Origin of the sequence: Inquilinus sp. 2KB_23 (genome assembly GCF_052115705.1) — a bacterium.
Taxonomy (GTDB): Bacteria; Pseudomonadota; Alphaproteobacteria; order DSM-16000; family Inquilinaceae; genus Inquilinus; species Inquilinus ginsengisoli_A.
The window spans coordinates 84599-101476 of the sequence record NZ_JBFRHF010000009.1 but is presented as its reverse complement, the minus strand read 5'-3'; the positions used below and the strand labels follow the sequence as shown (position 1 = coordinate 101476).

At 66.5% G+C, this 16878-nt stretch carries 15 protein-coding genes and 3 tRNA genes; all 18 read right to left on the bottom strand.

The window, feature by feature from the left end:
- Nucleotides 1-4: 4 nt before the first annotated feature.
- Nucleotides 5-613: an NADH-quinone oxidoreductase subunit J gene (locus AB4112_RS13495; protein WP_309796376.1), complete on the bottom strand. Its 609-nt coding sequence runs from the start codon at nucleotides 611-613 to the stop codon at nucleotides 5-7.
- 123 nt (nucleotides 614-736) lie between these two features.
- Nucleotides 737-1225, bottom strand: a complete 489-nt coding sequence (gene nuoI / locus AB4112_RS13490; protein WP_309796374.1) for an NADH-quinone oxidoreductase subunit NuoI — start codon at nucleotides 1223-1225, stop codon at nucleotides 737-739.
- A gap of 12 nt (nucleotides 1226-1237) precedes the next feature.
- Nucleotides 1238-2245: an NADH-quinone oxidoreductase subunit NuoH gene (gene nuoH / locus AB4112_RS13485; protein WP_309796372.1), complete on the bottom strand. Its 1008-nt coding sequence runs from the start codon at nucleotides 2243-2245 to the stop codon at nucleotides 1238-1240.
- Nucleotides 2246-2255: 10 nt separating this feature from the next.
- The gene (gene nuoG, locus AB4112_RS13480) at nucleotides 2256-4310 is read right to left on the bottom strand and encodes an NADH-quinone oxidoreductase subunit NuoG (RefSeq protein WP_441720312.1); all 2055 of its coding nucleotides are present in this window, start codon (nucleotides 4308-4310) and stop codon (nucleotides 2256-2258) included.
- 10 nt (nucleotides 4311-4320) lie between these two features.
- Nucleotides 4321-5619 (bottom strand): NADH-quinone oxidoreductase subunit NuoF, encoded by a 1299-nt coding sequence (gene nuoF / locus AB4112_RS13475; RefSeq protein WP_309796370.1) that lies wholly within the window; start codon nucleotides 5617-5619, stop codon nucleotides 4321-4323.
- Nucleotides 5619-6464 carry an NADH-quinone oxidoreductase subunit NuoE gene (nuoE, locus tag AB4112_RS13470; RefSeq protein WP_441720308.1) on the bottom strand — a complete coding sequence of 282 codons (846 nt, stop codon included), beginning with the start codon at nucleotides 6462-6464 and terminating at the stop codon, nucleotides 5619-5621. Before nuoE ends, nuoF begins: the two co-directional genes overlap by 1 nt.
- The gene (locus tag AB4112_RS13465; RefSeq protein WP_441720305.1) at nucleotides 6461-7642 is read right to left on the bottom strand and encodes an NADH-quinone oxidoreductase subunit D; all 1182 of its coding nucleotides are present in this window, start codon (nucleotides 7640-7642) and stop codon (nucleotides 6461-6463) included. The genes nuoE and AB4112_RS13465 overlap by 4 nt, the downstream gene beginning before the upstream one ends.
- A gap of 5 nt (nucleotides 7643-7647) precedes the next feature.
- Nucleotides 7648-8289 carry an NADH-quinone oxidoreductase subunit C gene (locus AB4112_RS13460; RefSeq protein ID WP_441720302.1) on the bottom strand — a complete coding sequence of 214 codons (642 nt, stop codon included), beginning with the start codon at nucleotides 8287-8289 and terminating at the stop codon, nucleotides 7648-7650.
- A gap of 16 nt (nucleotides 8290-8305) precedes the next feature.
- A complete protein-coding gene (locus AB4112_RS13455) occupies nucleotides 8306-8869 on the bottom strand; it encodes a NuoB/complex I 20 kDa subunit family protein (protein ID WP_309796363.1) in 564 nt (187 codons plus the stop codon).
- A complete protein-coding gene (locus tag AB4112_RS13450; protein WP_441720298.1) occupies nucleotides 8860-9228 on the bottom strand; it encodes an NADH-quinone oxidoreductase subunit A in 369 nt (122 codons plus the stop codon). Before AB4112_RS13450 ends, AB4112_RS13455 begins: the two co-directional genes overlap by 10 nt.
- Nucleotides 9229-9560: 332 nt before the next feature.
- Nucleotides 9561-9637: transfer RNA gene (locus AB4112_RS13445), tRNA-Asp, on the bottom strand.
- A 79-nt stretch (nucleotides 9638-9716) separates the two neighbouring features.
- Nucleotides 9717-9793, bottom strand: a tRNA-Asp gene (locus AB4112_RS13440).
- Between the two features lie 146 nt (nucleotides 9794-9939).
- Nucleotides 9940-10015: transfer RNA gene (locus AB4112_RS13435), tRNA-Val, on the bottom strand.
- An 86-nt stretch (nucleotides 10016-10101) separates the two neighbouring features.
- Complete coding sequence (locus AB4112_RS13430; protein ID WP_309796359.1) at nucleotides 10102-10395, bottom strand: HU family DNA-binding protein; 294 nt, start codon at nucleotides 10393-10395, stop codon at nucleotides 10102-10104.
- Between the two features lie 205 nt (nucleotides 10396-10600).
- Complete coding sequence (gene lon / locus AB4112_RS13425) at nucleotides 10601-13006, bottom strand: endopeptidase La (RefSeq protein WP_441720295.1); 2406 nt, start codon at nucleotides 13004-13006, stop codon at nucleotides 10601-10603.
- Nucleotides 13007-13290: 284 nt separating this feature from the next.
- A complete protein-coding gene (clpX, locus tag AB4112_RS13420; RefSeq protein ID WP_309796356.1) occupies nucleotides 13291-14556 on the bottom strand; it encodes an ATP-dependent Clp protease ATP-binding subunit ClpX in 1266 nt (421 codons plus the stop codon).
- A gap of 192 nt (nucleotides 14557-14748) precedes the next feature.
- Entirely contained in the window at nucleotides 14749-15369 is a 621-nt protein-coding gene (gene clpP, locus AB4112_RS13415) for an ATP-dependent Clp endopeptidase proteolytic subunit ClpP (RefSeq protein ID WP_309796354.1), read from the bottom strand.
- Nucleotides 15370-15454: 85 nt separating this feature from the next.
- Nucleotides 15455-16843, bottom strand: coding sequence for a trigger factor (gene tig, locus AB4112_RS13410; protein ID WP_441720291.1), 1389 nt, complete (start codon nucleotides 16841-16843; stop codon nucleotides 15455-15457).
- Nucleotides 16844-16878 lie beyond the last annotated feature (35 nt).

The following is a 16878-nucleotide window of genomic DNA, read 5'->3' as shown; positions in this document are numbered from 1 at the left end:
GACGTCAGGCCCCTTCCCCAGTGCCGATCTTCTTGATCACCATCACCTCCTCGCGACGGCGCGAGAGCTGCTGCGAAATCACCTGGCGGCGGACGCCGGCGCGTTGGCGGTGGGTCAGCACGATCGCCCCGATCATCGCGACCAGGAGGACCAGGCCCGCCGCCTGGAACAGGTAGGCGTACTGGGTGTAGATCAGCCGGCCCAGCGCCTCGGTGTTGCTCAGCCCGGCAGGGTGGCCGCTGGCCGATGCCATGATCGAGACTGTTTCGCCGCGGATCGATCCGAACAGCAGGAACAGCTCGACCAGCAGCACCAGCCCGATCAGCGCGCCGACCGGCAGGTAGCGCAGGAAGCCGGCCCGCAGCTCGGCGAAGTTGACGTCCAGCATCATGACGACGAACAGGAACAGCACCGCGACCGCGCCGACATAGACGACGACCAGGATCATCGCCAGGAACTCCGCCCCGATCAGCACGAACAGCGCCGCCGCGTTGAAGAAGGCGAGGATCAGGAACAGCACCGAATGCACCGAGTTGCGCGCCGAGATCACCATCACGGCGGAGGCCACGGTGATCGCGGCGAACAGGTAGAAGGCCAAGGCCTGGATGATCATCTCACGGTGCTCCCTGTCGTCCTTCCCGGACGCGCTAGGTCACGGTACCTGCCCCTCATGCGGCACCGCATTCCCAAGGGGGAACGCGGAACCGGATTCGACATCGAGGCGGCGAAGCGGGTCTTACCGGTAAGGCGCATCGGCCGCAATGTTCGCGGCGATCTGCGCTTCCCACCGGTCCCCGTTCGCCAGCAGCTTTTCCTTGTTGTAGAACAGCTCCTCGCGCGTCTCGGTGGCGAACTCGAAGTTCGGCCCCTCGACGATCGCATCCACCGGGCAGGCCTCCTGGCACAGGCCGCAATAGATGCACTTGGTCATGTCGATGTCGTAGCGCGTGGTGCGGCGGCTGCCGTCGCCGCGCGGCTCGGCCTCGATGGTGATCGCCTGGGCCGGGCACACCGCCTCGCACAGCTTGCAGGCGATGCACCGCTCCTCGCCGCTGGGATAGCGGCGCAGCACGTGCTCACCGCGGAAGCGCGGGCTCAGCGGGCCCTTCTCGAACGGGTAGTTCAGCGTCGCCTTCTGCTTGAACATGTAGCTGAAGGTCAGGGCCAGGCCGCCCAGGATCTCCTTGAGCAGCAGGCTGCGCGCGGTGCGGTCGATGAACGCCATGGTCTCGGCCTCCTATTTCGGCAGCCAGCCGAAGGCGGTAAGGACGCCGGCGGTGATCACCACCCAGGCCAGCGAGAACGGGAGAAAGACCTTCCAGCCCAGACGCATCAGCTGGTCGTAGCGGAAACGCGGCAGCGTCGCCCGGACCCAGATGAAGACGAACAGGCAGAAGCAGATCTTAAGGATGAACCAGATCGGCCCCGGCACCCAGGTGAAGGGCGCCACGCCGAACGGCGCCAGCCAGCCGCCGAGGAACAGGATCGAGGTCATCCCGCTCATCAGGATCATGTTGGCGTATTCGCCAAGGAAGAACAGCGCGTAGGTCATGGACGAGTATTCGACCATGAAGCCGCCGGTGATCTCCGACTCGCCCTCGGGCAGGTCGAACGGCGCGCGGTTGGTCTCGGCCAGCGCCGAGATGAAGAAGATCACGAACATCGGCAGCAGCGGGATGGCGAACCAGATGGTGTGCTGCGCCTTGACGATGTCGGAGAGGTTGAGCGAGCCGACGCAGAGCAGGACGGAGATCATCACGAAGCCGATCGAGACTTCGTAGGACACCATCTGCGCCGCCGACCGCAGGCCGCCGAGGAAGGCGTATTTCGAGTTCGAGGCCCAGCCGGCGATGATGATGCCGTAGACGCCGAGCGAGGAGATCGCGAACAGATAGAGGACGCCGACATTGATGTTGGCCAGCACCCAGCCGTCGTCGAACGGGATCACCGCCCAGGCCACCAGGCTGAGGAAGAAGGTGATCATCGGCGCCAGGATGAACAGCATCCGGTTGGCGCCGGACGGGACGATCGTCTCCTTGCTCAGCAGCTTCACGCCGTCGGCGATCGGCTGCAGCAGGCCGAAGGGACCGACCACCATCGGGCCCTGGCGCAGCTGCATCGCCGCCATCACCTTGCGCTCGGCATAGGTCAGGTAAGCCACCGCGATGATCAGCGGCAGGATGATCGCGATAATCTGAAGGACGACGAGGATCGTCGGCCAGGCGTATCCGCTCCAGAAAGTCATGGCCGCCCCGTTACTCCGCCGCCGCCTTGTGAGCGCCCGTGATCTCGTCCACGCACTGCGCCATCGTCTCCGAGGCGCGGGTGACCGGATCCGTCATGTAGAAGTTCTGCACCGCCGAGACGAAGGGCGCGGACGCCATCGCGCCCTCGGCGCCGAAGGCCCCCCACTCGCCGGCCGCCTGGCTGTCGGTCGCCCCGAACACCGGGTTGACCGCGACCAGGCGCTGGCGCACCTCGCGCAGGCTGTCATAGGGCAGCTTGCGGCCCAGCGCCTCGCTGGCGGCGCGCAGGATCTTCCAGTCCTCGCGCGCCTCGCCCGGCGGGAACACCGCCATGCGGGCCTGCTGCACCCGGCCTTCGGTGTTGACGTAGGTCGCGTTCTTCTCGGTGTAGGCCGCGCCCGGCAGGATCACGTCGGCGCGATGGGCGCCGCGGTCGCCATGGTGGCCCTGGTAGACCACGAAGGCCTTGCCCAGCCGGCCGGTGTCGATCTCGTCGGCCGCCAGCAGCCAGACGAAGTCGATCTCGCCCTTGGTGGCGCCGTCGAGGATGCCGGCGACGTCGCGGCCGCCCGGGCCCGGCAGGAAGCCGAGATCCAGGCCGCCGACCCGCGCCGCCGCGGTGTGCAGCACGTTGAAGCCGTTCCAGCCGTCGCGCACCAGGCCGTAGGTCTCGGCGATGCGGCGGCAGGCGGCCAGCACCTGGGCGCCGTCCTCGCGGGTCAGGGCGCCCTGCCCCACGATCAGCAGCGGCGCCTTGGCGTTGCGCAGCACCTCGGCGAAGCCGTCGCTGCCGTCGGCGATCGCCGCCAACGTGTCCGGCCCGGCGCCGAGATGGCGGGTGCGGTAGGTCAGGTCGACATCGGGGCCGACCACGCCGACGGTCAGGCCGTTCTTCAGCCAGCGCTTGCGGATGCGGGCGTTGACGATCGCGCCCTCGGAGCGCGGATTAGTGCCGACCAGCAGGATGACGTCGGCCTGCTCGATCCCGGCGATGCCGCTGTTGAACAGGTAGGCGCCGCGCGGCCCGGCCGGCAGCTTCGCCCCGTCCTGGCGGCAATCCAGGTTCGGCGACCCGAACGCGGCCATCAGGTCCTTCAGCGCAACCATCGCCTCGGCGTCGACGGTGTCGCCGGCGATCGCCGCCATGCGCTTGCCGTCCAGGCCCTTGGCGCGGTCGGCGATGGCCTGGAAGGCCTCGGCCCAGCTCGCCTGCTGCAGCTTGCCGTCACGCCGGACATAGGGCCGGTCGAGGCGGCGCCGCTTCAGCCCGTCGATGGCGTAGCGGGTCTTGTCGTTGATCCACTCCTCGTTGACGTCCTCGTTCAGCCGCGGCAGCACCCGCATCACCTCACCGCCGCGGGCGTCGACGCGGATGTTCGAGCCGATGGCGTCGAGCACGTCGACGGTCTCGGTCTTGCGCAGCTCCCACGGCCGGGCGCTGAAGGCGTAGGGCTTGGAGGTCAGCGCCCCGACCGGGCAGACATCGACCAGATTGCCCGACAGCTCGGACGCAATCGCCTGCTCGACGTAGGTGGTGATCTCCATGTGCTCGCCGCGGTTCACGCCGCCGAGCACCGGCACGCCGGCGATCTCGTCGATGAAGCGGATGCAGCGGGTGCACTGGATGCACCGCGTCATGAAGGTCTCGATCAGCGGCCCGAGATACTTGTCGGTGACCGCCCGCTTGCCTTCGGTGTAGCGGCCGCGGTCGAAGCCGTAGGCCACGGCCTGGTCCTGCAGGTCGCATTCGCCGCCCTGGTCGCAGATCGGGCAGTCGAGCGGGTGGTTGATCAGCAGGAATTCCATGATGCCGCGGCGGGCATCGCGCACCAGGTCGGTGTTGGTCTTGATCACCATGCCGTCGCCGGCCGGCATCGCGCAGGACGCGATCGGCTTTGGCGACTTCTCCATCTCGACCAGGCACATGCGGCAATTGGCCGGCACGGACAGCTTGTCGTGGAAGCAGAAGCGCGGCACCTCGAGGCCAAGGCGTTCGCAGGCCTGCAGCACCGACGTGCCCGGCTCGACCTCGATCTCGATCCCGTCAATCGTCAGCTTGGGCATCGGTGCCTTCCTATTCCGCGGCTTCGCGGCGATGGGCGTGGTCGCGGTAGTCGCGGATCCGCTCTTCCATCTCATCGCGGAAATGCCGGATCAGCGCCTGGACCGGCCAGGCCGCCGCATCGCCCAGCGCGCAGATGCTGCGGCCGTCGATCTGCTTGGTGACCTGGAGCAGCATGTCGATCTCGTCCGACCGCGCATTGCCGGTGACCATGCGCTGCATGACGCGGTACATCCAGCCGGTGCCCTCGCGGCACGGGGTGCACTGGCCGCAGCTCTCATGCATGTAGAAGCGCGACAGGCGGGCGACCGCGTAGATCACGTCGGTCGACTTGTCCATGACGATCAGCCCGGCGGTGCCGAGCGCCGACTTGGCTTCGCGCAGCGCGTCGAAATCCATCAGGACGGTGTCGCAGACGTCCTTCGGCAGGATCGGGGCCGAGGAGCCGCCGGGGATCACCGCCTTCAGGTTGTCCCAGCCGCCGCGCACGCCGCCGCCATGGCGCTCGATCAGCTCGCGCATCGGGATGCCGAGCTCTTCCTCGACATTGCAGGGCTGGTTCACATGGCCGGAGATGCAGAACAGCTTGGTGCCCTGGTTCTTGGGCCGGCCGATGCCGGCGAACCAGGCGCCGCCCCGGCGCAGGATCTCGCCGACGACGGCGATGGTCTCGACGTTGTTGACCGTGGTCGGGCAGCCATAGAGGCCGGCGCCGGCCGGGAACGGCGGCTTGTTGCGCGGCTGGCCCTTCTTACCCTCGAGGCTCTCCAGCAGCGCGGTCTCCTCGCCGCAGATATAGGCGCCGGCGCCGCGGTGCAGGTACAGGTCGAAGTCCCAGCCGGTGCCGGCCGCGTTCTTGCCGAGCAGGCCGGCGTCATAGGCCTGGTCGATCGCGACCTGCATGTTCGAGGCTTCGCCGTAGAACTCGCCGCGGATGTAGATGTAGCAGGCGTGCGCCCCCATGGCGAAGGAGGCCAGCAGCGCGCCCTCGATCAGCCGGTGCGGGTCGAAGCGCAGGATCTCGCGGTCCTTGCAGGTGCCCGGCTCGGATTCGTCGGCGTTGATGACGAGGTAGCTCGGACGGCCGTCCTTGCTCTCCTTCGGCATGAAGGACCACTTCATGCCGGTCGGGAAGCCGGCGCCGCCGCGGCCACGCAGGCCGGAGGTCTTGACCTCTTCGATGATCTTGTCGCGGCCAAGATCGACCAGCGCCTTGGTGTCGCTCCAGATGCCGCGGCGCCTGGCGCCTTCCAGGCCCCAGTCGTCCCAGCCGTAGAGATTGGTGAAGATGCGGTCTTCGTCGCGCAGCATCACTTCTCTCCCTTGTCCGTGGTGCCCGCGTGGCCGCCGCTCGTCTCGACCTTCTGCACCGGCCTGCCCTTCTTCTCGGGTTCCGCGTCGCCACGATGGGCGCCCGGCGAAGCCTCGGCCTGGGCTGCGACCTCATGCGCCGGCGGGGCGCCGCCGGTCGCCGGGTCCGGCTGATCGGCCTTGCCGCCGTCCGCGACCGGAGGGGCCGCCGAGGCCGGAACCGCCGGGCGGTGGCCCGGCCGCATGTTCAGCAGCGTGGTGGCGCCGGACAGGGCCTCGGAGTTGGTTCGGCCGTTCTGCGGGCCCGGCGTGGTCTGCTGCCCGGCCTTCAGCGCGTCGATCAGCGCGACCGTCTTGTCGTAGTCCAGGTCCTCGTAGAAATCGTCGTTGATCTGGACCATCGGGGCGTTGACGCAGGCGCCCAGGCATTCGACCTCGAGCACCGAGAACAGGCCGTCCTCGCTGGTCTCGTGGTTGCCGCAGCCGGCCTTGTCCTGCAGCGCCCGCATCACGTCGCCGGAGCCGCGCAGCCAGCACGGGGTGGTGGTGCAGACCTGGAAGAAGTGGCGGCCGACCGGCGCCTTGTTGAACATGGTGTAGAAGCTGGCGACCTCGTACACCCGGATCCGCGGCATATCGAGCAGGTCGGCGACATGGTCCATCGCCACCCGCGGGATCCAGTTGTGGTGCTGGCGCTGGGCGATGTCGAGCAGCGGGATCACCGCGCTCTGCTGCTTGCCCTCGGGGTACTTGGCGATGATCTTCTTCGCCCGCTCGAGGTTCTCGGGCGTGAAGGCGAATTCCTTCGGCTGGTCAGCCTCAGGTGCGATGGACGCACCGCTCATCGGTCGATCTCCCCGAACACGATGTCCTGGCTGCCGATGATCGCGACCGCGTCGGCCAGCATGTGGCCGCGGCTCATGAAATCGAGCGCCTGCAGATGGGCGAAGCCCGGGGCGCGGATGCGGCAGCGATACGGCCGGTTGCTGCCGTCCGCGATCAGGTAGACGCCGAATTCGCCCTTCGGCGCCTCGACCGCGGCGTAGGTCTCGCCGGCCGGGACGTGATAGCCCTCGGTGTAGAGCTTGAAGTGGTGGATCAGCGCTTCCATCGAGCGCTTCATCTCGGCGCGCGGCGGCGGCGACACCTTGCGGTCGGTGGACTTCACCGGCCCGTCTTTCGGCATCTGCTCCAGGCACTGCCGGATGATGCGGTTGGACTGGCGCATCTCCTCGATCCGCAGGAGGTAGCGGGCGTAGCAGTCGCCGGTCAGCCCGACCGGGACGTCGAAATCCATCCGGTCATAGACGTCGTAGGGCTGCGACTTGCGCAGGTCCCAGGAGACGTTCGAGGCGCGCAGCATGACGCCGGTGAAGCCCCAGGCCTTGGCGTCGTCGGCCGAGACCACGCCGATGTCGACCAGGCGCTGCTTGAAGATCCGGTTTTCGGTCAGCAGCGTCTCGAGGTCGTCGACGAATTTCGGGAAGCGCTCGGTGTAGGCCCAGATGTCGTCGGCCAGCCCGGCCGGCATGTCCTGGGCCACGCCGCCCGGGCGGAAGTAGTTGGCGTGCAGCCGGGCGCCCGAGACCCGCTCGTAGAACTCCATCAGGAGCTCACGCTCCTCGAAGCCCCACAGCGACGGGGTCACCGCGCCGACGTCGAGCGCGTAGGTGGTGATGTTCAGCAGGTGGTTGAGCACCCGCCCGATCTCGCAGAACAGCACCCGGATGTACTGTCCGCGCTCCGGCACGGTGATGCCGAGCAGCCGCTCCACCGCCAGGGCGAAGGCGTGCTCCTGGTTCATCGGCGCGACGTAGTCCAGGCGGTCGAAATAGGGCGTCGCCTGCATGTAGGTCTTGTATTCGATCAGCTTTTCGGTGCCGCGGTGCAGCAGCCCGATATGCGGATCGGCCCGCTCGACCACTTCGCCGTCCAGCTCCAGCACCAGGCGCAGCACGCCGTGGGCCGCAGGATGCTGCGGCCCGAAATTCATGGTGTAGGGCTTGATCTGGGTCTCGACCATGGTGCTTACGCCTTGGGCTCGTTGAGCGCGACCTTCTCGTCACCCGGCAACACGGGTGCGGGACCTGGCCGCGTCATGCCCTCCCAGGGGCTCAGGAAATCGAAGCTGCGGAAGTCCTGGGTCAGCTTCACCGGCTCGTAGACCACCCGCTTCTGCTCGGAGTCGTAGCGGACCTCGACATAGCCGGTCAGCGGGAAGTCCTTGCGCAGCGGATGCCCCTCGAACCCGTAGTCGGTGAGGATGCGGCGCAGGTCCGGATTGTCGGCGAAGAAGATGCCGTACAGGTCCCAGGCCTCACGCTCGAACCAGGTCGCGGTCGGGTAGATCCCGGCGGCCGAGTCGACCGGCGTGTCCTCGTCGGTCGCCACCTTCAGCCGGATCCGCCGGTTATGGCTGAGGCTGAGCAGGTGGTAGACGACGTCGAAGCGCTCCGGCCGGCTGGGGAAGTCCGCGCCGCAGAGGTCGATCAGCTGCTCGAAGCGGGCCTCGGGCGCGTCGCGCAGATGCGTCAGCACCCGGAGGATCGACTCGCGCTTGACGGTCAGCGTCAGCTCGACGGTCGGCGACACCTCGTAGCCGAGCACGTCTTCGCCCAGCGCCGCCGCGAGGGCCGTGCCGAGGTCGGTCAGTTCCTGGATCGATGCCATCGTGTGGTCCGGCCCTTCAGCGAACGATCCGGTTGCCGCGCCGGATCTTCTTCTGGAGCTGCATGATGCCGTAGACCAGGGCCTCGGCGGTGGGCGGGCAGCCCGGGACATAGATGTCGACCGGGACGATGCGGTCGCAGCCGCGCACCACCGAATAGGAATAGTGGTAGTAGCCGCCGCCATTGGCGCAGGAGCCCATTGAGATGACCCAGCGCGGCTCGGGCATCTGGTCGTAGACCTTGCGCAGGGCCGGCGCCATCTTGTTGGTCAGGGTGCCGGCGACGATCATCACGTCGGACTGGCGCGGGCTGGGCCGCGGGATCACCCCGAGTCGGTCGAGGTCGTAGCGCGGCATGTAGGCGTGGATCATCTCCACCGCGCAACACGCCAGGCCGAAGGTCATCGGCCACAGCGACCCGGTGCGGGCCCAGTCGATCAGCGCGTCGTAATGGGTCAGCAGGAAGCCCTTGTCCTGGACCTCGGCGTTGGCGGCGCGGATCACCGCGTCCTGGCCCTCGCCGGGCGGGATGGGCATGCCGACGCCGACGGGGGCGCCCGGCTGCGTGACGCTCACTCCCATTCCAGCGCTCCCTTCTTCCACTCATAGACGAAGCCGACCGTCAGGACCCCGAGGAACAGCACCATCGACCAGAAGCCGAACAGGCCGATATCCCCGAGCGAGATCGCCCAGGGGAACAGGAAGGCCACTTCCAGGTCGAAGATGATGAACAGGATCGAGACCAGATAGAACCGCACGTCGAACTTCGACCGGGCGTCGGCGAAGGCGTCGAAGCCGCACTCATAGGCCGAGAGCTTCTCGCTGTCGGGATTCTGCTTCCCGACCACCAGCGACATGCCGACCATCAGCCCGGAGATCGCGATGGCGATCGCGAGGAAGACGAGGATCGGAAAATATTCCGAAACGAGGGAGGTCGTCATCGTTCTACCCGTCACACGTGGAGCCTGCACGATCTCGATCGGCAGGCGCTCCACCCCACAGCTTTTTTTCGTCGGGAAGGCCGTCGCGTTCGGCGCCCTTCTCGGCGCGGCCTTTATAGGCCGGCATGTCGGACGAGAGAAGCGAATTTCCGCCGCAATTGCCAATTGCGAATGCTTCTCAACCACATGATTTTGCTGAGATCTTTTGGCTTCTCCGCCAGCAGCGGAACCGGCTCTTCGGCCGCCGAGATCCAGACATGACAAAGGCCGTTCCGGTCCACCCGAAGACGAAGCGCGCGAATGGCAAATAACCAGCAAGGTCTGAGGGGAAGTGGCGCGAGTGACGGGACTTGAACCCGCGGCCTCCGGCGTGACAGGCCGGCGCTCTAACCAACTGAGCTACACCCGCGCAGGGTGCGGTCGAGATCCCCTTGGGCAAGACTGGCAAGCACGCCAGAGCCCGGGATCAGACCGGAGACATCGTAGAGTGGCGCGAGTGACGGGACTTGAACCCGCGGCCTCCGGCGTGACAGGCCGGCGCTCTAACCAACTGAGCTACACCCGCATCTGGCCGCTCATCGCGGCGAGGCGCTTGAGATACCCACTCCACCGGGGGCTGTCAACACAATTGCCCGCGGCGGGAGGGGGATTTTCACCGGCGTCCGAAGCAAGCGCCGCGAAGGCCGGAACGGCCGCGGAACGGCCGGGAAGTGGTGGGCGATGACGGGTTCGAACCGCCGACAGTCGGTGTGTAAAACCGATGCTCTACCAGCTGAGCTAATCGCCCGTCCGAACCGGCGGAGGCCGGACATGAAACGGCCGGTCGGGCAAGGATGCCCGACCGGCCTGTTCAAAGCAAACGCCCGTAAGGGCTTACTTCTTCTTGGCGCTGGCGTGGTTGACGGAGTCCTTCAGGCCCTTGCCAGCCTTGAACTTGACCTGCTTGGAGGCGGCGATCTTGATGGTCTCGCCAGTCCGCGGGTTGCGGCCCTCGGAAGCGGCACGCGCCGCGACCGCGAACGTGCCGAACCCAACGAGGCGGACTTCCCCCCCCTTCGTCAACGTCTTGGTAACGCCGTCGATCAAGCTGTCGATGGCATTGCCGGCATCGGCACGCGACAGACCGGTGCTTTCCGCGACGTGTGCGACGAGATCGTTCTTGTTCACGTGTCGGCCTCCTTCAGGCTCTGTGTTAGGTCGTTCCGGCGGGTTTGCCGGATACAGGCTAGGTTACGCTCCATACCGACAACCGTTCGATGCGCCTCTCCAACACCGAAACGTCACGAAATCTAAGCGTATCGGGGAAACACGGTCAATCGTTGGCGGCCCTGAAACACATGGAAATCAGCCAAGTTCCAGGGCCGCACGATGTTCAGTGGCGGATCACCGCTTCGTCGTCCCCGTCGCCGGGCACGCGGGCGATGTCGTCCACATCACTCTCCTTCCATTCGATCGGTTCCAGAGGCCGCGCCAGGGCGATCTTGAGAACCTCCTCGACATCGGCGGTCGGCAGGATTGTCAGGGCCTTCTTCACCGAATCAGGCACGTCCGCAAGGTCTTTTTCATTGTCCTTGGGGATGACGACCGTCTTGATTCCGGCCCGGACAGCCGCCAACAGCTTCTCCTTCAAACCGCCGATCGGCAGCACCCGCCCACGCAGCGTGACCTCGCCGGTCATCGCCACGTCGTGGCGGACCGGATTGCCGGTCAGCGCCGACACGATCGCCGTCACCATGGCGACGCCGGCCGACGGCCCGTCCTTCGGGGTCGCCCCTTCCGGCACGTGGACGTGGATGTCCCGCTTGGCGAAGATCGTCGGCTTGATGCCGAAGGACACGGCGCGGGCCTTGGCGAAGCTCTCCGCCGCCTGCACCGACTCCTTCATCACGTCGCCGAGCTTGCCGGTCGCCACCACCCGGCCGCGGCCGGGAACGGGCACCGCCTCGATCGTCAGGATCTCGCCGCCGACCTCGGTCCAGGCCAGGCCGGTGACGACACCGACCATGTCCTCGAGCTCGGTCTCGCCGTGGTGGAACTTCCGGACGCCGGCGTACTTCTCAAGGTCAGCAGAGGTGACGACGATCTTCTTGGTGTCGCTCGACAGGATCTCGCGCACCGCCTTGCGGGCCAGGCTCGCGATCTCGCGCTCCAGGCTGCGGACACCGGCCTCGCGGGTGTAGTAGCGAACCAGGTCGAGCAGCGCCTCGTCGGTCAGCGTCCACTCACCCTTCTTCAGGCCATTGGCTTCGGCCTGCTTCTGGATCAGGTGGCGCTTGGCGATTTCGACCTTCTCATCCTCGGTGTAGCCGGGGATGCGGATGATCTCCATGCGGTCCATCAGCGGCTGCGGCATGCGCAGGCTGTTGGCGGTGCAGATGAACATCACGTCCGACAGGTCGTAGTCGACCTCGAGGTAGTGGTCGGCGAAGGTCGCGTTCTGCTCCGGGTCCAGCACCTCCAGCAGGGCCGATGACGGGTCGCCGCGATAGTCGGCGCCGAGCTTGTCGATCTCGTCCAGCAGGAACAGCGGGTTCGAAGACTTCGCCTTCTTCATGCCCTGCAGGATCTTGCCGGGCATCGAGCCGATATAGGTCCGCCGATGGCCGCGGATCTCGGCCTCGTCACGCACGCCGCCCAGCGACATGCGGACGAAGTTGCGGCCGGTGGCCTTGGCGATCGACTTGCCGAGCGAGGTCTTGCCGACGCCGGGCGGGCCGACCAGGCACATGATCGAGCCGCGGATCTTGTTGGTCCGCTGCTGCACGGCGAGATACTCGAGGACGCGCTCCTTGACCTTCTCCAGACCGAAATGGTCGTCGTTCAGCACCTGCTCCGCATGGATCAGGTCCTTCTTGATCTTGGTGCGCTGCTTCCACGGAATCGACAGCATCCAGTCGAGGTAGTTGCGCACCACCGTCGACTCCGCCGACATCGGGCTCATGGAGCGGAGCTTCTTCAGCTCGGCCATCGCCTTGTCGCGGGCTTCCTTGCTCAGCTTGACCTTGTTGATCCGCTCTTCCAGCTCGGCGGCCTCGTCGCGGCCGTCCTCGCCCTCGCCGAGCTCCTTCTGGATCGCCTTCAGCTGCTCGTTCAGGTAGTACTCGCGCTGGGTCTTCTCCATCTGCCGCTTGACGCGGCTGCGGATGCGCTTCTCGACCTGGAGGACGCCGATCTCGCCCTCCATGAAGCCATAGACCTTCTCCAGCCGCTCGGTGATCGAGGCGATCTCGAGGATCTGCTGCTTCTCGGGGATCTTCAGCGACAGGTGCGCGGCGATGGTGTCGGCCAGCTTCGAGCCGTCCTCGATCTGGTTGACCGAGACCAGCACCTCCGGCGGGATCTTCTTGTTGAGCTTGATGTACTGCTCGAACTGGGTGACCGCGGCACGACCGAGGGCTTCGATCTCCTGCGCGTCGCTGATGACGTCGTCCAGCGGCTCGACCTGGGCCTGGAAGAACTCGGCATTGTCGGCGTAGCGCAGGATGCGCGCGCGCCGCACGCCCTCGACCAGCACCTTGACCGTGCCGTCCGGCAGCTTCAGCAGCTGCAGCACCGTCCCGATCGTGCCGACGTCGAAGATCTCTTCCGGGTTCGGATCGTCCTGCGAGGCGTTGCGCTGGGTGACCAGGAGGATCTGCTTATCCTCCTTCATCACGTCCTCGAGCGCACGGACGGATTTCTCGCGGCCGACGAACAACGGCACGATCATGTGCGGGAACACCACGATGTCCCTCAGCGGCAACACCGGGTATAGCGTGTCTTTGTTCAGGTTCAGCATGCGTTCTGCCTTAGTGGGGTGGGCAGCGGCCCGAGGAGCGGCGCCGCGCCGGCGCCGGACGGTAGAGACCCGGCACGCCCAGTAAACGTGGCGATGACCGGAGGCCGTTCAAGGGACGGATGCGCTGCAGCCCTCATACGGGCACATGAGCCCAATCGGAACGTCCTGACAAGCCCGGGCGGCATGCCGGGGGTCGGGAACGGCCCAGTTCGAAACGAAACAGCCGATGTCGTGAAACATCGGCTGTCCGGGTACGGGTTGTTTTGATCCGGCCGCCGTTCGGATCAGGCGCCGGGCGCCCGATCCTGCTGCTTCTCGGCGTAGATCAGGAGCGGCTTGGCGCGACCGTCGACCACCTCGCGGTTGACCACGATCTCGACCACCCCGTTCATGCTCGGCAGGTCGTACATCGGCTCGAGCAGGATGCTCTCCATGATCGATCGCAGGCCCCGCGCGCCGGTCTTGCGCAGGATGGCGCGGGCGGCGATGCCCTTGAGCGCATCCTCGGTCAGCGACAGATGGACATCCTCCATCTCGAACAGGCGCTGGTACTGCTTGACCAGCGCGTTCTTCGGGCGGGACAGGATCTCGATCAGCGCCTCGGAGTCGAGGTCGTCGAGCGTCGCCACCACCGGCAGGCGTCCGACGAATTCGGGGATCAGGCCGAACTTCAGCAGATCCTCGGGCTCGACTTCGCTGAAGATCTCGCCGGTTGTCCGCTCGTCCGGCCCGCGCACGTCGGCGCCGAAGCCGAGCGAGCTGCCACGGCCGCGCTGGGAGATGATCTTCTCCAGCCCGGAGAAGGCGCCGCCGCAGATGAACAGGATGTTGGTGGTGTCGACCTGCAGAAACTCCTGCTGCGGGTGCTTGCGCCCGCCCTGCGGCGGCACGGAGGCGACGGTGCCTTCCATGATCTTCAGCAGGGCCTGCTGCACGCCCTCGCCCGAGACGTCGCGGGTGATCGAGGGGTTGTCCGACTTGCGGCTGATCTTGTCGACCTCGTCGATGTAGACGATGCCGCGCTGCGCCCGCTCGACATTGTAGTCGGCGGCCTGCAGCAGCTTGAGGATGATGTTCTCGACATCCTCGCCGACATAGCCCGCCTCGGTGAGGGTCGTGGCGTCGGCCATGGTGAAGGGAACGTCCAGGATCCGCGCCAGGGTCTGGGCCAGCAGCGTTTTGCCGCAGCCGGTCGGACCGATCAGCAGAATGTTGGACTTCGCGAGCTCGACCTCACCGGTCTTCTGCCCGTGCGCCAACCGCTTGTAGTGGTTGTGCACGGCGACCGAGAGCACCTTCTTCGCATGCTCCTGGCCGATGACGTAGTCGTCGAGAACCTTGCGGATGTCCTTCGGTGTCGGGACCCCGTCGCGGTTCTTGACCAGCGTCGTCTTGTTTTCCTCGCGAATGATGTCGGTGCACAGCTCGACGCACTCGTCGCAGATGAACACAGTCGGGCCCGCAATCAGCTTGCGAACCTCGTGCTGGCTCTTGCCGCAGAACGAGCAGTAGAGCGTGTTCTTCGAGTCACCGCCTGCGGTCTTACCCATCACTGCCTCACTTCCGCATCCGCGATTCCGAGCCGCGTGCCCCAGGCGCACGGGCCGGGATGCGGTTGCCTCCAGATGGCGGCGGTTCCACCCCGCGACAAGGTCATCCTGACGCAAGGCCGATCCGCATCACCTCGAATCAAGATAGCGCCCTTCGCCCCGGATCGGTAGGGCAACGGGCAAAGAGATCGATTATTCGGCAACGGTCGGGCGCCGTTCCACGACCTGATCGACGATGCCAAAGCCCTTGGCCTCCTCGGCGGACATGAACTTGTCGCGGTCCATCGATGCCTCGATGTCCTCGAGCGACTGGCCGGTGTGCTTGACGTAGACATCGTTCAGGCGAGCCCGGAGCTTGAGGATCTCGCGGGCCTGGATCTCGATGTCCGAGGCCTGGCCACGGGCGCCGCCCGAGGGCTGGTGCACCATGATCCGGCTGTTCGGCAGGGCGAAGCGCTTGCCCGGCGCGCCGGCCGCCAGCAGCAGCGACCCCATCGACGCGGCCTGGCCGACGCAGACCGTGACGATCTGCGGCTGGATGTACTGCATGGTGTCGTAGATCGCCATGCCCGCCGTGATCACCCCGCCCGGCGAGTTGATGTAGAAGGCGATGTCCTTCTTCGGGTTCTCGGATTCGAGAAACAGCAGCTGGGCGCAGACGAGGCTTGCGAGCTCGTCATAGATCGGCCCGGTCAGGAAGATGATCCGCTCCTTCAGGAGGCGGGAATAGATGTCATAGGCGCGCTCGCCGCGATTGGTCTGTTCCACGACCATCGGGACCAGGGCGTTCATGCTCGGCTCATACGGAGGCATTCCGTTCCTCGAAGGCTCGCGCGGGCCAGCAGGGCGCCGCGGCTCACCCCTACATTAGGGGAGTGCTGCGGCGCCCGGCAACCAATCAAGCGCCGGTTTCGGTTTCGGCGGCGGCCTTGGTGTCGGCGGACTTGGTCTCGCCGGCCTCGTCCTCGTCCGGATCGCGCGCCAGCTCCTCCGGCGTCACCGGGGTGTCGTTGACCTTGATCTTGCCGAGGATCACGTCGACGACCTTCTCCTCGAACAGCGGCGCGCGGAGGTTCTCGATCGCCTGCGGGTTCTTGCGGAAGAAGTCGACGACCTGCTGCTCCTGGCCCGGATAGCGGCGGGCCTCGGCGATCAGGGCGCGGTTCAGCTCCTCCTGCGTCACTTCGACGTTCTCGGCGCGGCCGACCTCGGCGAACAGCAGGCCCAGGCGCACGCGGCGCTCGGCGATGCCGCGGTACTCGGCCTTCAGCTCGTCCTCCGGCTTGTTCTTGTCCGGATTGTCCTCGCCGCCGGTCTCGATCGACTGCTGCACCTGCTTCCAGATCTGGTCGAATTCGAGATCGACCATGCCCTGCGGCACGGCGAAATCGACCAGTTCGGCCAGCTTGTCGAGCAGCTTGCGCTTGGCGCGCAGGCGAGACATCCGGCCGAACTCCTGCTCGGTCTGGCCCTTGACCGCGCCGCGGAGGCCTTCGAGGTCGTCGAAGCCCAGCTCCTTGGCGAACTCCTCGTTGACCTCGGGCACCACGCCCTTCTCGATCGACTTGACGTCGACCTCGAAGGCGGCCGGCTTGCCGGCGTGCTCGGGGCTCGGATACTCCTCGGGGAAGTTCAGCGTGACGGTGAGGTGCTCACCGGCCTTCTTGCCGATCAGCTGCTCCTCGAAGCCCGGGATGAAGCGGCCGGAGCCGATCTCCAGGCGATGGTCCTCGCCGGACATGTCGTCGCTCGGCGCGGCGCCGTCGAGGCTGCCCTTGAAGTCGATCACGGCGACGTCGCCGGTTTCGACCCCACGCTCCTCGGTGATCGGCTCGAACTTGCGGCGGCTCTCGGCGATGCGCTGCAGGCCGGTCGCGACCTGCTCATCGGTCACGGCGGCGACCGGACGGTCGATCTCGACCGTGTCGAAGGCCGGCGCGGTGATCTCCGGCAGCACCTCGACATCGACCTTGTACTCGAGGTCCTTGCCCTCGTCGAAGCTGGTGACCTCGACCTTCGGGCGCAGCGCCGGGCGCAGGTTGCGCTCGTCCAGCGCCTTGCGGGTGCCCTCGTCGACGGCCCCTTCCAGGACCTCGCCCATGACCGACTTGCCGTAACGCTGCTTCATCAGCGCCACCGGCACCTTGCCGGGGCGGAAGCCCGGGAGCTTCACCTGGCCCGCGAGCTTGACGAGTTCCGTCTGGACGCGCTTTTCGATGTCGGCCGCCGGCACGACAATCTTGAACTCGTGCCGCAGACCCTCGGCGCTGGTTTCGATCACTTCCATTGGTCTTCACGAATCCGTCGATATGACAGGTCGGT

Excerpts from the sequence above, each read along its gene's own strand:
- tig (WP_441720291.1), bottom strand. The coding sequence starts at position 16,843 with ATGGAAGTGATCGAAACCAGCGCCGAGGGTCTGCGGCACGAGTTCAAG.
- nuoE (WP_441720308.1), bottom strand. The coding sequence starts at position 6,464 with ATGAGCGGTGCGTCCATCGCACCTGAGGCTGACCAGCCGAAGGAATTC.
- nuoF (WP_309796370.1), bottom strand. The coding sequence starts at position 5,619 with ATGCTGCGCGACGAAGACCGCATCTTCACCAATCTCTACGGCTGGGAC.
- AB4112_RS13495 (WP_309796376.1), bottom strand. The coding sequence starts at position 613 with ATGATCATCCAGGCCTTGGCCTTCTACCTGTTCGCCGCGATCACCGTG.
- AB4112_RS13455 (WP_309796363.1), bottom strand. The coding sequence starts at position 8,869 with ATGGGAGTGAGCGTCACGCAGCCGGGCGCCCCCGTCGGCGTCGGCATG.
- lon (WP_441720295.1), bottom strand. The coding sequence starts at position 13,006 with ATGCTGAACCTGAACAAAGACACGCTATACCCGGTGTTGCCGCTGAGG.
- AB4112_RS13465 (WP_441720305.1), bottom strand. The coding sequence starts at position 7,642 with ATGGTCGAGACCCAGATCAAGCCCTACACCATGAATTTCGGGCCGCAG.
- clpX (WP_309796356.1), bottom strand. The coding sequence starts at position 14,556 with ATGGGTAAGACCGCAGGCGGTGACTCGAAGAACACGCTCTACTGCTCG.
- AB4112_RS13450 (WP_441720298.1), bottom strand. The coding sequence starts at position 9,228 with ATGACGACCTCCCTCGTTTCGGAATATTTTCCGATCCTCGTCTTCCTC.
- clpP (WP_309796354.1), bottom strand. The coding sequence starts at position 15,369 with ATGCCTCCGTATGAGCCGAGCATGAACGCCCTGGTCCCGATGGTCGTG.
- nuoI (WP_309796374.1), bottom strand. The coding sequence starts at position 1,225 with ATGGCGTTCATCGACCGCACCGCGCGCAGCCTGCTGCTCAAGGAGATC.
- AB4112_RS13460 (WP_441720302.1), bottom strand. The coding sequence starts at position 8,289 with ATGGCATCGATCCAGGAACTGACCGACCTCGGCACGGCCCTCGCGGCG.
- nuoH (WP_309796372.1), bottom strand. The coding sequence starts at position 2,245 with ATGACTTTCTGGAGCGGATACGCCTGGCCGACGATCCTCGTCGTCCTT.
- nuoG (WP_441720312.1), bottom strand. The coding sequence starts at position 4,310 with ATGCCCAAGCTGACGATTGACGGGATCGAGATCGAGGTCGAGCCGGGC.